The organism is Nocardia amamiensis, from assembly GCF_015477605.1.
GTDB lineage: Bacteria > Actinomycetota > Actinomycetes > Mycobacteriales > Mycobacteriaceae > Nocardia > Nocardia amamiensis_A.
The window spans coordinates 405695-417660 of sequence record NZ_JADLQX010000001.1 but is presented as its reverse complement, the minus strand read 5'-3'; the positions used below and the strand labels follow the sequence as shown (position 1 = coordinate 417660).

At 61.8% G+C, this 11966-nt stretch carries 11 protein-coding genes; 1 reads left to right on the top strand and 10 read right to left on the bottom strand.

Translation table 11 applies throughout. The features are described from left to right. Positions 1-16: 16 nt before the first annotated feature. From IU459_RS01885 to IU459_RS01875, 3 genes are read right to left on the bottom strand one after another with little or no spacing between them, the layout of a single operon-like run. Positions 17-1636: a phage tail protein gene (locus IU459_RS01885; protein WP_228837176.1), complete on the bottom strand. Its 1620-nt coding sequence runs from the start codon at positions 1634-1636 to the stop codon at positions 17-19. Further along, a complete protein-coding gene (locus tag IU459_RS01880; RefSeq protein WP_228837175.1) occupies positions 1636-2529 on the bottom strand; it encodes a phage tail protein in 894 nt (297 codons plus the stop codon). Before IU459_RS01880 ends, IU459_RS01885 begins: the two co-directional genes overlap by 1 nt. Then, on the bottom strand, positions 2526-4955 hold the full coding sequence (locus IU459_RS01875; RefSeq protein ID WP_195127650.1) for a hypothetical protein: 2430 nt from the start codon (positions 4953-4955) through the stop codon (positions 2526-2528). The genes IU459_RS01880 and IU459_RS01875 overlap by 4 nt, the downstream gene beginning before the upstream one ends. 140 nt (positions 4956-5095) lie before the next feature. Between IU459_RS01875 and IU459_RS01870 the strand changes: the two genes are divergently transcribed. Continuing rightward, positions 5096-5962 carry a hypothetical protein gene (locus IU459_RS01870; protein ID WP_195127649.1) on the top strand — a complete coding sequence of 289 codons (867 nt, stop codon included), beginning with the start codon at positions 5096-5098 and terminating at the stop codon, positions 5960-5962. 4 nt (positions 5963-5966) lie between these two features. On the opposite strand, the gene IU459_RS01865 is transcribed toward IU459_RS01870, so the two are convergent. The 7 genes from IU459_RS01865 to IU459_RS01835 form a co-directional block, all read right to left on the bottom strand. Then, on the bottom strand, positions 5967-6305 hold the full coding sequence (locus IU459_RS01865) for a DUF5361 domain-containing protein (RefSeq protein ID WP_195127648.1): 339 nt from the start codon (positions 6303-6305) through the stop codon (positions 5967-5969). A 47-nt stretch (positions 6306-6352) separates the two neighbouring features. Beyond that, on the bottom strand, positions 6353-6643 hold the full coding sequence (locus IU459_RS01860) for a hypothetical protein (protein ID WP_195127647.1): 291 nt from the start codon (positions 6641-6643) through the stop codon (positions 6353-6355). A gap of 111 nt (positions 6644-6754) precedes the next feature. Next, positions 6755-7342, bottom strand: a complete 588-nt coding sequence (locus tag IU459_RS01855; protein ID WP_067466078.1) for a hypothetical protein — start codon at positions 7340-7342, stop codon at positions 6755-6757. Positions 7343-7469: 127 nt separating this feature from the next. Next, positions 7470-7907, bottom strand: a complete 438-nt coding sequence (locus IU459_RS01850) for a hypothetical protein (protein WP_157128872.1) — start codon at positions 7905-7907, stop codon at positions 7470-7472. Beyond that, positions 7900-8529: a hypothetical protein gene (locus tag IU459_RS01845; protein WP_195127646.1), complete on the bottom strand. Its 630-nt coding sequence runs from the start codon at positions 8527-8529 to the stop codon at positions 7900-7902. The genes IU459_RS01850 and IU459_RS01845 overlap by 8 nt, the downstream gene beginning before the upstream one ends. 360 nt (positions 8530-8889) lie before the next feature. Next, positions 8890-9771 (bottom strand): hypothetical protein, encoded by an 882-nt coding sequence (locus tag IU459_RS01840; protein WP_195127645.1) that lies wholly within the window; start codon positions 9769-9771, stop codon positions 8890-8892. A 9-nt stretch (positions 9772-9780) separates the two neighbouring features. Next, entirely contained in the window at positions 9781-11559 is a 1779-nt protein-coding gene (locus IU459_RS01835; protein ID WP_195127644.1) for an EndoU domain-containing protein, read from the bottom strand. Positions 11560-11966 lie beyond the last annotated feature (407 nt).

Sequence of the window (11966 nt, the reverse complement as noted above, 5' to 3'; positions counted from 1 at the left end):
TCTCCTGTTCGAAGGCTCAGAAGATGAGCAGGTCGAGATCGGCGCCGACGTCGGTGGCCAGATCCTTGATCGCCGCGGCGACGCGGCCGAGGCGCTGCCACGCCTTGACCGTCGAGTCCTCTTCGTCGGAACCGTCGCCGACCACGATCTGCCATTTCGCGGAGGTCTCGCGGTCGTCGAGGAAGGTCAGCTCGGTGACGTAGTCGGTGAAGATGTGCTTGCCGAGCGCGAAGCCGATCTGGTCGCCGAGTTCGAAGTCCTTGCCGAGGATGTATGGCGCGTTGTCCTCCACCGTGACGCGCTTGCTCGTGTAGCCGCGCGTCAGATGCAGCCCTTGCAGGCCCGCGACGAGGCCGTCGAGCGTGAAAGCTTTGTCGCTGCCCGTGATGTACAGCTCGCGGAAGGCATATGGCCCCGCGCGCTCCACCCGTCGCATGTCCCGGTAGACCATCCACGCGAGGAACACGTCGTTGAGCTGACCTCGATACAGCCAGTCCAGGCCGAACAGCCCGAGCAGGCTCTTGATCGCGATCTCGATGCCCGCGTTCACCCAGCCCGGCGACCGGCCGCCGATGATCACATCGGTGGCTGTCGGCTTGTGTAGCGCCACCTCCGAAGGCCCGATACCGGAGTATTCGCCCTCGAAGTACCACACCCAGGGGAAGTTCCTGGTGGTGCCGAGCCTGCCCCGATGTCCGTAGACCGCCTCGTACTCGGTGGTGGAGTCGAAATTGGGATACCGGACCGGCGTGGTGCCGTCGTCGGTGAATTCCTCGATCCACGAGATGATTCCGTCGATCAGCGTGCCCGTGGGACCGGTGACGCCCGACTTGTCGACCGTCTCCAGTACCACCGTCGGCCGTTCGAGATAGAACCATTCGGGCGCGGGCTGCTCGTCCTCGCCGGGCAGGAAGAACCGCGCGGTCAGGTTGACGCCGGAGTCTTCCAGAATCGGCCCGAACAGCTTGTCCGCCATGTCGAATCGCGCCGAGGCGGCGTTCCATCGGCTGGTGTCGGTCAGCGGGTTCACCGGCACGACCGCGATCGGGAACAGCGTGTTGCCCACGCCCGCCCAGTCCGGGTCGTCGCTGGTACCCGGTGGCGCCCAGCCCGGCGCCTGCAAGCGCATCAGATTGGTGGTGAGGTAGGTGGTGATGAGGCTGCGGGCGGGGCCGAACAGGATGTGATGGCGCGGGAACTGCGCCAGGATCGGCGCGAACGGGCTCGCCCAGCAACAGATCGTCGCGATGTGGTTCCAGCAGTGGATGGCCTCGATGTCGACCGTCTCCACGCCGTGCTCGTCGCGCACGATCGATGCCTTGGTGATGTAACCATCCCAGCGGAAACCCTTGGTGTTCACCGTGATCGGGATGGTCGCGTCTTCTTCGTCCTCGTTGTTGAACAGATGGTCGAAGTGGACCATGTCACGAGGGCAGATCATCTTGAGGCCACCGGCGGCGTTGCGCGGATAGGTGAACTCCAGCGAGAGGTAGCTGTGCTCCTCTCCGACCTCGCGCATGAACTTGTCCCAATAGCGGACCAGCACATCGGGATTGCGACTCTCTCGCTGTTCGTCCCGGTGTGCCTCGTCCATCCGCCGCGATTCGGCGTGCGGGTCCCAGATCTGCGTACTCATCAGAACGGCCTGGAGGATCGAGGGGTGATCGCCACGATCAGGCTGGACTGCGTGTTGCCGCCCTCAACCTTGACCGTGATATCGGTCGCGCTCCACGGCGGCAGCGCGGCCAGCCAGCGGCGACCGGCCAGCTGTCCCCATACGTTGACGGGATCACTGTCACCGGAGGTGTATGTGCGCGCTGTGCGATGCCGCGGATGGGTGTCGATGCGCAGTGTCGCGTTCGCGGGCAGCGTCGGGGTCTGCACCATCCGCAGCAGATCGCCGCCGACCGGGTCGAGAATCGACCAGCGGCCCGGTCCGTTCATCGTGTACCGCGGCCAAGCGGGCTGATCGGCGGCGTTGCGGGCCCGCACGATACCTTCGCCGATGCCGCTGGAGTTGGTCCACACCGCGGTCTCGTCGAAGTGCCGCTCCAGCGGGTCCATCGCGACAGCCGACATCTTGTAGATCGCGAGAGCATTCCGCGCGGGATCGACATCGCCGATCGCCTCGGGCGGCGCATCGACCTGCGCCTGCTGGAATCGCCACCCCTGATGGCGGGTGTAATACCCGACAGTGACCGGTTTGTCGGTGGACCAACCGCGGAACCAGGCGTCGTGCACGGCGTAGAAATCCCGCACCGTGTTGTTGCTGCCGTTTTTCGCGGCGGCAGAGATCATGACGACGAAATCCCACTCCTTCTTCGACCGCACCGATCGCAGGAAGGTCGCCCCGTCCTGCCGCGCCCCTTCGGAGACCAGCAGCTTCACCGGTGCGAACATATTGCCGGTCTGCTTCGACAATCGCACGCCCTCACGACCGCCGTTCGCCCCGGACAGGTGCCAGACCCGTCCGTTGACGTCCCAGACGACGATCTTCGTATCGTGTCTATCCAAGAGCTGGTAGGTCATCGCCCGAGCCCTCCTCCACGTTGCTGCGCCAATGAACGGCGCCGGCGGACCCGCTCGACCGCAATCGCGGCGCTCTTCGGATCCATACCGTTGAAGTTGTAAATGTCTTGTCGCGGTGTGTAACCGCCGGGGCCTTCCGCCAGATCGACGAGGCCGAAACCGTTACCGATAACCTCCTTCGCGGTATCGGCCGCGTAGCCGACAACCTGCTCGACCGGTTCGAGCAGCGCCTCCGCGCCCATCTGGCCGATAGTGGAGCCGAGAGCCTCGCCGATAACCGGGCCGAGCGGTGCCGCGGGGCCCAGGGCGGGCATCAGCGCCGTACCGATGGCGGTGCCGATCGCGCCCCCCGCAGTGACGGCAAGTCCGGAAACGCCGCCCCCGAGCATGCCGAACGGCCCGCCCTTCGCTCCGGCGATCGCACCCTCGAGGAAGCCCCGGGCCAGGACATTCTGGTCCAGTCCGAACGGGCCCGCATTCTCATCGGAGGTTGCCGGCCGTTGCCGCGAATCATCTGGCACACTCAAACTCGGACCGGGCAATTCCAGCGTCTTCAGCTTCCACGGACTGGGACCGGGGGACTCCAGTGTCTTGATCGGCTGGATTCGCGACGATTCGATCAGCGCCTCCAGATCTATCCCGCTGCCCCCACTCTCGGGCTGCGGCGGCATGATCGATGACCATTCCGCAGGATCCAGTGTTCGTTTCGGAGTTGTGTACACGCCGGTCCACCCCACTGGCGAGAATCCCGGAACCAGGCCGTGCAGCAGATCGGCGGAAGGCACCCACCCCGAGTTGATCGCCTGCAGGATCGGGAGATTATCGGCTGTTGCCGAAGCATTGACTACATATTCACCGTTGGACAACCAGGCGGGGATCAAATCGTCGGTAGACCCGCCCGGGCCCGAGATGTACCCACCGGCCGCACGATGTTCCGCCTTCGGATTCTCGACCTGACCGAGTTTCTCGCGTGCGGCATCGATTTGTGTTTGCCACTCGTCGTGCAGATATTTCTTGGTGTTGTACGAATCATAGTTCGCCGGACCGCGGCCGACATATCCGTGGTTCGTCGGTTTCTCAGGCTCCGACTGCTCGAGAGCACCGATATATTCCCGCAGAGATGCCGGATCGTCGGGCAGCAACCACGTGGGCGGCGGATTCTCGACCCTGCCGTCCGGTCCGCCGAAATCCGGAGGAAGAACGTAGTCCATCGCCTTCGATCCGGCGTACGAGCCCGCCATCCCAGCAATCAGACCTGCAAAGAAACCAGGAACGGCTCCGACGCCGCCCGCAAAAAATCCGAGCCCAGCACCCGTGGCGGCACTGAGTGCCAATCCGGTCAACAGTCCAGTACCCTCACGGACTGATGCCCGCTGAAAGGAATCACCACCCTGCATATCACCCCAGATCGCCAGCGGCAGTGTTGTTGCTCCGATCGCACCACTAAGCCTTCCGACGCCTAGCGGAACAGACTTTCCCCCCGGAGCTGTGACGGTCAGGTCACGTGTCGCAAGCTCAACGTTATCGATCGCTCCAGGAAATAGACGATACGCGTATCTATCCAGCCAATTGGCGCCTGTCTGCATTTCCGACGCTGTCGTGTTAGAAACAACCCGCACCCCCTCTAGCGAACCTACTTGGGTACCATTGACAGCAATGATCCCGGTGTCGAGCGGAGCTGGAAGCAATTTGAATTCCCGCTGCTTCGGATCCAGCGGAACGATCGTCAGCCCCTCAGGTCCGAATAGTATCTCCTTAGCGGACGAAGACCCATATATGATTGCCCGCTTCGGATTTCCGTCGGCATCCTCTTCCATATCGAAATGTGTACCGAAGCCGAGTATCGGCTCATTGAATCGGCGGGTCGTCGAATCGAAATCTACGTATGGCTGACCGTCCGGCCCGGTCATTACCACGGATCGCGTATAGAAATCGTCGCCCATACTCGTCCGGATCGAGAACTTGCCTCCTGAGGGCAGCGTAACCGTCACTGGCCTCGGGTTTGTTCGATTCGCATCAGAGAGATCGATCTTCGCGCCGGTATGCGCGGCGATGTCATCATTTTTGACAATCGCCAGAACATCGATAAGGCCCAACACGGATGGCGCCGCAGGGGAAGCACCGATATCGCCCACGCCGCCGTTGTGTATAGTCGTGCCACCCGGCGGCGTCACACTCTGACCGGGATCCAACTTTGGACCACCACCGACGGGGTAGGGAAGGTTCTGCGCCGGCGCCGGAGCAGCCGGGGGCCGCGCCTGGGGCACAAGGATGTTCATGACCTCGCTGCTACTGCCGGTCGTGGTTGGCGCGGCGTTTGCCGACGGGCCCCCCGTCTGAGAACTCGGATTCTCCGACCGATTCTTGCCTTCTTTCACTGTCTTCAACACATCGAGAAGGCTGCCGCTGAATTCGTCATCCGACATGACCACACTCCTGTCGACAATTATTGATGAAATATGTACTGCAAATCCCTCACCCTTGTGCGACAATCGACCCGTCATGGTTGCGACGACCGATCCGACCAGGCATGACGATTGACGATTTAGTTACACGGAGGGGTTCCATGGATGCACCCAGCATGCCCGGCACGGCAGGCTCGCCACCAGACTATCGATGGCAGTATGTCTGGCCGGAAGGCCGAGGAATCAGCTGGCTGTTGCTGATGTCGCCATTTGCTTTGCTGGCCGTTCTAGTCACTGCCGTCGCCATTCAGCGGCGAGATCCGGTGCCGCTGGCGGTTGCACTGATCGGCGTATCTGGAGCGGCGTTCGGGATCATCCTGGACACCGCTGCGCGTAGCACCCGCTCCCCATCCATAGAATCAGACAGAGAATTGCAAACATTCTCATTACGGCACAGGTTCCGGCCGGTCAGAACTCTAGTGTTCTTCGGCGGATTGACGACTTTGAGCCTCGGTGCCACACTATCCGGATTCATCGAGCGAAGTGCCTTGCTGATCGCCGCAGGGGCCATAATGTTCTCGATAACAATTTACATCGGTTGGCACGATATCAGATACATCCGTACCGGTCTTCTGATTTTGACACCACACAGTCTGCGCATCTCCACACATAGGTGCGACTGGGAGTTTCCGTGGATATCATTGACCGAAATAGGTGGTGACGTCGGCTCGTCCGAAGCCTTTATCACACTACAGTGCTCCACGGGAGCAATGATTTCGCGCCCCGCGCCGTCCAGGCCTCTGTCGAAATGGCTACCGCCTAATTCCTCTGACAGTGGCCCCTGGCGAGTACCAACTACGCTCTGGGTGGACAATGCAAATTCACTCTTATCCACTCTTCGATACTTTCAGAATCAACCGGAGAAACTTCGCACCATATCGACCTCCGAATTGAAGTCCATGCTCACACCGCCCTCTTGGGAGGATCGTAAGGAGATGGCGCGAATTTATCGCGCTCGATCGAGCTGATACTTCACTCTTGGCGATCAGCCCAGCCGAGAAACCTGTTCAGTTCACCGACACCGACTGAAGTCCCGATACGCTCGGTGGTCGATTTCAACCCGGGCCGGGGTATCGGCTCGGGCCGGTCGCGATTCTGCTGGGCCGCGGTGGTTTTGGACCACACCAGCCACCGGAGCGAGTCGGCCATCGAGGCGAGCAGGTGCTCGTTGAGTTGCCACCGATAGTCGTCGGGCCGCATAGCCCGGGACAGCGCCGAGTCGACCGGCGCCAGTCTGACGATGGCTTTGAGGTCACGCCAGCTCAGTTCCTCCGACCCCAGCTGACGCAATCTGAGTCCGAGTGCGATCAAGTCGTATTCAATTGCCTCGGTGTGCTCTTCGACCAGAGCATCGAGGCTCAGGATTCCCCCAGGCCGACCCCCGAATGCGCGCGCCATTCATCTAGCAATGCCTGGTATTCGGTGGGATCCATGTCGTCCAGTACCGCAAGCGCGGCAGGAGATGCGCTCATCTCGATCAGGGTATACATCGCATCGACACTGTTCATACGCCGGATACGGCGAATGAAGCCAGGCTTCAGGTAGGACAGCGAGGGAAGACGAACCTCGACGTCGCCGATGCGATGTACGAAGTCCTCCTTGACCCTGGTGATCTCGTCAATGGTGTTCGGCACTTTCGGGGAGGCCATTGGTTCGCGGACCCTTTCATCTCATATGTGTGCGCAGGCTTCGATGGAGAGGCCCAGCGGCGGCGGGCGGGCCTGCGCATAGGTTCGATTCCCGCCGCCGCTGGGGGCTTATCAGGCGGTGCGGTTACCGTCGTCGAGGTAGCGGTAGGCCTTCACACCGGCGTCGTTCTTGAACGCCTCGATGGTGATGTTGAAGCCGGCCAGCTCCTTCGAGACGAACTTCTTCTCGGTCGCCGCGGTGATCTTGGCGTTCGGGAGGACAATGCGGAGCTTCTTGTCCTCGTTCTTCATGTCGAAGATCCAGGCGCGGTGCGGCAGCACCGAACCGGTCTCCTCGACCTTGATCAGCTTGCCCGAAGTGGACGTGGCCGCGGTGGCCGTCACATTGTTCGAGCCGAACACTTCGTTCAGGACGTCCTGGTCCCAGACCGCGTACAGGGTCAGTGCGAAGCGCACCGAGTGTTCGGTCTGCAGCTGCGCGATGATGTCGGCGTTCCAGTCCTTGATCGTCTCGATCTTGCGCTCGCCCTTGGACTCGATACCGTCCTCGGAGACGTAGCCGAGCGCCTTGAACGCGGCATTCGGTGCGTCCGAGGCCGAGGTCGGCAGCGCAGTGGCCAGGGGGGCCACCAGAACGCCGCCGGTCACGGCGATGTCCGGGGTGCCGGCGCCGATGTACTTGCTGGAAGGCAGTGCCATTTCGATTTTCCCTTCGGGATTGTTGCGCAGGCCCTAGGGATTCGGTTTTCAGTTGTGCGACTCCCGGACGGGAGTCATGTGAGAGCGATGCTCTGCACAATTGTGTCGGCACATGCCAGTGCCGAAGTCAGGCGAGAAGCTTCCCTCGTACGCACAGATCGACGATGATCAGCTGCCGCGGGGCGTTCGTCGCGGGGTCGGTATCGTTCTCCACGCCGACGTCATCGATGTAGTCGCACCACACCGTGCCGAGGTAACCGGGCGACGCGACCGACAGTATGGCGCGCACCGTCGCGGCCAAACCGCCTGCGGCTCCGGCATCATCGGAGCACTCGAGGATTACCCGTGGTCGGTCCAAGATCAGGTTGGGTCCGCGTATGCCCTCGCGATCCTCACGGTCGTTACGACGTTTGCGGTCGTTCCGGAGGACGCGCACCATCCGCGTCGGTCGCGGGTCGGGAACCCGTGTCACGACCTGCGCGGTATCCGACAGCGCGGCCAGTTCGGTGGTCAGGTAGTCGACAAGCGTCTTCTCTATATCGGCGAACATGATTCGTTCACTCATCGTGCGGCCGCCTTTCATCGGCTTTTCGGGCCCGCTCGATCCGCTCGCGCAGTCGATCGACGATCCCGGCGTAGGCTTCGGTCTTGGTCGTGGCCTCGACGGCGAGTCCACGCGGATGGGTTGCGCACCAAAGCCCCTCATCGGTCTGCTCGACCTCGATATCGTCGAAGTCGTAGAACGATTCCGGGTCGGGTGCGGGCCACTGCCCGTCCTCGTCCTTGGTGACGTGTAACCCGATATCGAACGCACCCGGCATTCCACCCGGAGTCGGCGTCCAACGGATCTCCTCCAGTTCGGGATGCACTCGCACGCCACGCTTGACGAGGTAGTCCGCGACCCGGGTGGCCTGTTTGATACTCGTGACAGCGGGTTCGGCGCGCTTGCGTCCCACACTGTCGCGCCATTCCGGCAGGTGGATCACGGACAACTCCTCCGCAAGCGCGCGCACCTGCGGATCGAGTTCCGCGGTCGCCTCGGATTCGGCGAGCTTGCCGGACAGCGCATGCTGGATCAAAGCCATGAACTCCGGCGTAACCAGCTGCCCGGTATCGGTTTTGGTGTAGCCCGACGGTGGCTGATGGTTACCGAACCGTACGGATCGAACGATTTCTCTGTCAGACATAGTTTTCGCGTGCCGCTCTGTTGGGTTGGTAGTGATAGTTGTCGATCTCGCAACGCCGGACACGCCGAAGCGGTCCGAGGAGAAGTGAATTTCGATCCGGGAATGCGAGAAGCCTCGAACCGTTACGGTTCGAGGCTCCGTCTCGATGAGGATCGAAAATGTTGTGCGAGTGGCCTACTCGTCGTTCCGCCGCTGAGGAACCTGCTCCGCCCACACTTCGTCGGCCTTACGCCGCGAGCAAAGGTTCCGATTCGGCTTGGAATCGGACTTTTCCTGCTCGGACCAGGACCGGCCGTCGATATCCGGTCAGCGGGACACGACGAAGTCGAATAGTCAAGGTGCCGGGAGCACTCAGGCCGATCAATACTCGGCAGTACCGCCCGCGGCTGCGCGCTTGCGCTTCCATTCCTCGAAGCCCGTGATAAAACTCTCGTACTCCACCGCCACCGGCCCATATTCCGGAATGCGATACCACCACCACGCCAGCTCGAGCTTCGAGCGTTTCGCCTTCCACGCTATCCAGCGCCGAGAATCCTCCACGGTGAATGATAAATATATCCGATCATATTCGGAAACCCATCTCTCGACCGCCAGGCGAAGAGGCTCGTCCAACTCTGGAAGAATGGCTTCGATAGCGTCTCTAATTCGCAACTCGTCTAGCAGATCGTCAACCGTCCAAGCATTCCACTCGTCACTCTTCCGCGTCGAATCGCTTTCCAGTCTCAGAACACTGGTGGCCCATTCCAGCAGAACCCAGTCGAACGTCTTCACCGGCAATCCGGTTACTCGATGCTCAATCGATTCGAGATGGCGCAGTTCGTCATGGCCCAACGCCTCGAAGGCATCGAAACCCGGCAGTTCACTCGCAACGACCGCGAATACCGGGCCCTCGACCAAACGATCGCGCACAACCAGGTCCGCGATCACCTCGTCACGATTATTGATGAATCTGCCATGCCGTACCGGGATCTTGAACTTGGAAAGTATATCGCACAGTTCAGCATACTCGTCGGGCGTTATCGGTATCCTCTGATTGAAAAGGGAACCCGCGAGTACGTCGACGAGTAAGCCCGTCTCCCCGCCGAACGACATTATTTCGGCGTATTCGACATCCCCGGCGGGCAGTCGATTGACCAGCTTCTCCAGCAGAGCTGTCGATCTATCGTGCAATCCGATCTTACTTCGAGCCACAGCAGGCCCCTCCTCTTTCACTGCCACGTGACGAGTAATCGCCGACGGCATTCGACCATACTATCGGAGCGGTCGCGGTACCCCGTTCTCATCGTTGCGCATGACCCCGGGACCATCCTTGGGGATAGCCGTAACAATATGACCGCTCGGATCGACGACGACGTGGATACGGACGCCCTCACGCACTCCTTCGGCCAACCACGTCTTATTCTGAGGCTGCCACGTCGGCGGGCTGTCCGGGTTTCTGGCAATATCTTCGATGACATCGAGGATCTGCGTACTGGGATTATCCACATCCTCGGGGTCGCCCCAGCGCTCGGGAAACACGGTCTTGCCCGGGACACCGCTGCCGAAGCCGTGCCCGCCTCCGATCCCATTCTCGTCATCCTTTTCAGCATTGGAGTCACCGCGGAGGATGTGTACCAAATTGGCCTGGGTGAGGGCGTCGATGTCATCCGGGCCGAAATTCTTCCTTCCACCTTTGGTCCGATCCCATTGATTCGGTCTATGGACAGGGGGCGGCTGCCTTTCCGGCTCGCGCTCCTCCTCCTGCTGATCACCCCACGCCTCCTCTTGTTCGCGGTGCCGTCGCTCTGCCTCCTGCCGTTCGTACCTCGCCCACTCGTCCTCTGGCGGTCCATCATCACCGGATTCATCGACAGGTCCTGAGTCCGACGGAAGACTCGGCCCCGCCTCCTCGTCACCCTCTATCTCCGGCGGCGTCGTCGGATCGTGCCCACCGGGATCCCCCGGATCGACCGGGCCGAACTCGGGCGGCGTGGGCAACTCTTTCGGCGGTGTGGTGGCCGGCGGAGGGTTCGGCACAGACTCGACAGTGGGTGCACCCGGACTCGTATCTCCCCCCGTGCCAGAGGGATTGGGGATCTCGGGTTTCTTCGGGGCGGTGGGGATCTCGGGTTTGTCCGGGACAAAGGGAAGCTCGGGCCCGCTCGGTAATCCGGGGATCTCGGGGAGGTCCGGGACGTCGGGGATCTCCGGACCGTCCGGATACGGCGGCCTGACGACGGGCGGCCGATTGATATCGGGTTTGGCAGGTGCCGCCGGTGCTGCGGGGGGCGGTTCGTCTTTGAGGAGGTTGTACAGCCCCTTTCCACCCTGGATCGCGGGCCGGGCGCCCCTGAGCGGCGGCACGACCAGCTGAAAGAAGGACTCCACCTCATCGGTGGTCGCCACGACGCTGCCCGGATCGAGCCGCCCGGTTCCGGTGACGATGAGCTCGTCATCTTGGTAACCGAAACTGACGTAGGCACTCGTCTGCGGATCGAAAATGCCGATGAGCTTGCCGTTCTCGTCATAGGACGCCGTGAACGTCTTCTGCTCACCATCGGCTCCGTTATAGATCAGATGCCGAGTAGTATTGGCGCTCGCGGAATCAGGATTGACCGGCTGGAGCTCCCACGTGCTGCCGTCGAAGTTGTCCACACCCACCGTGCCACCCGGTGACCGCAGCACACCGGGCTCCGGCTCGGTGGAAGGCAGCTTCATCGGCTTGACTTCGCCGGTATCCGGATCCACATAACTGAACCGCGGCGGCTCCGGCTTCGCAGGCGCAAGACCAGGGCTATCGGAGTAGTACGGTGGATCCGTCGGCGTCACCTTCGGATCCACCGTCGTGATCGCCGGAGGCAGATCCGTCAACACCGGATCGGTCGGCGCCCACCGCGGACCCTGCGGATTCGGCACCGTATCGGGCTTCGGAATCCGTTTGCCGTTCTCGTCCAAGTCCGTGAACGCCTGCGGGTCTACAATCGGCTTCACCTGCGGCACATCGGACTTGGGATCGATCTGTCGCTCGATGGCCCGCACCATGTCCTGCACATTGAAAATCCGCCCGACCATCCGAGCCGCACTCTCCGGCGTCATTCCGTGAAAGTTCTCGACCCGGCCCGGTGAGGCCGAAGCCTGACTCGAAGAACCCGAACCGGTATTCACTTTCGGAATCAGCCTCGCGAACCAGCCCGCGTTGTCGCGAACCCAAGACAGATCCACCTCACACCGCCGGCCCTGTCGCGCAGCGCGGTCCGGAGACAGACCGTTCCGAGCTGGATGCGAATCTCGCCATGCGAAATCACCTCATCTATCAGTTGAATTGGAGTCCGGAGGCGGCAATGCCGCCCGGACCGAAGCCGGTGAAACGAGAACCCGTTCAGATCCCGTGATGCCGTTGGATGGAACGTCGGCATTCCGAGCGTTGGACCGTGCAGGACGCGGCGTAGAGTGCGGCC

Excerpts from the sequence above, each read along its gene's own strand:
- IU459_RS01845 (WP_195127646.1), bottom strand. The coding sequence starts at position 8,529 with ATGTCTGACAGAGAAATCGTTCGATCCGTACGGTTCGGTAACCATCAG.
- IU459_RS01880 (WP_228837175.1), bottom strand. The coding sequence starts at position 2,529 with ATGACCTACCAGCTCTTGGATAGACACGATACGAAGATCGTCGTCTGG.
- IU459_RS01885 (WP_228837176.1), bottom strand. The coding sequence starts at position 1,636 with ATGAGTACGCAGATCTGGGACCCGCACGCCGAATCGCGGCGGATGGAC.
- IU459_RS01860 (WP_195127647.1), bottom strand. The coding sequence starts at position 6,643 with ATGGCCTCCCCGAAAGTGCCGAACACCATTGACGAGATCACCAGGGTC.
- IU459_RS01850 (WP_157128872.1), bottom strand. The coding sequence starts at position 7,907 with ATGAGTGAACGAATCATGTTCGCCGATATAGAGAAGACGCTTGTCGAC.
- IU459_RS01870 (WP_195127649.1), top strand. The coding sequence starts at position 5,096 with ATGGATGCACCCAGCATGCCCGGCACGGCAGGCTCGCCACCAGACTAT.
- IU459_RS01875 (WP_195127650.1), bottom strand. The coding sequence starts at position 4,955 with ATGTCGGATGACGAATTCAGCGGCAGCCTTCTCGATGTGTTGAAGACA.
- IU459_RS01840 (WP_195127645.1), bottom strand. The coding sequence starts at position 9,771 with ATGCCGTCGGCGATTACTCGTCACGTGGCAGTGAAAGAGGAGGGGCCT.
- IU459_RS01855 (WP_067466078.1), bottom strand. The coding sequence starts at position 7,342 with ATGGCACTGCCTTCCAGCAAGTACATCGGCGCCGGCACCCCGGACATC.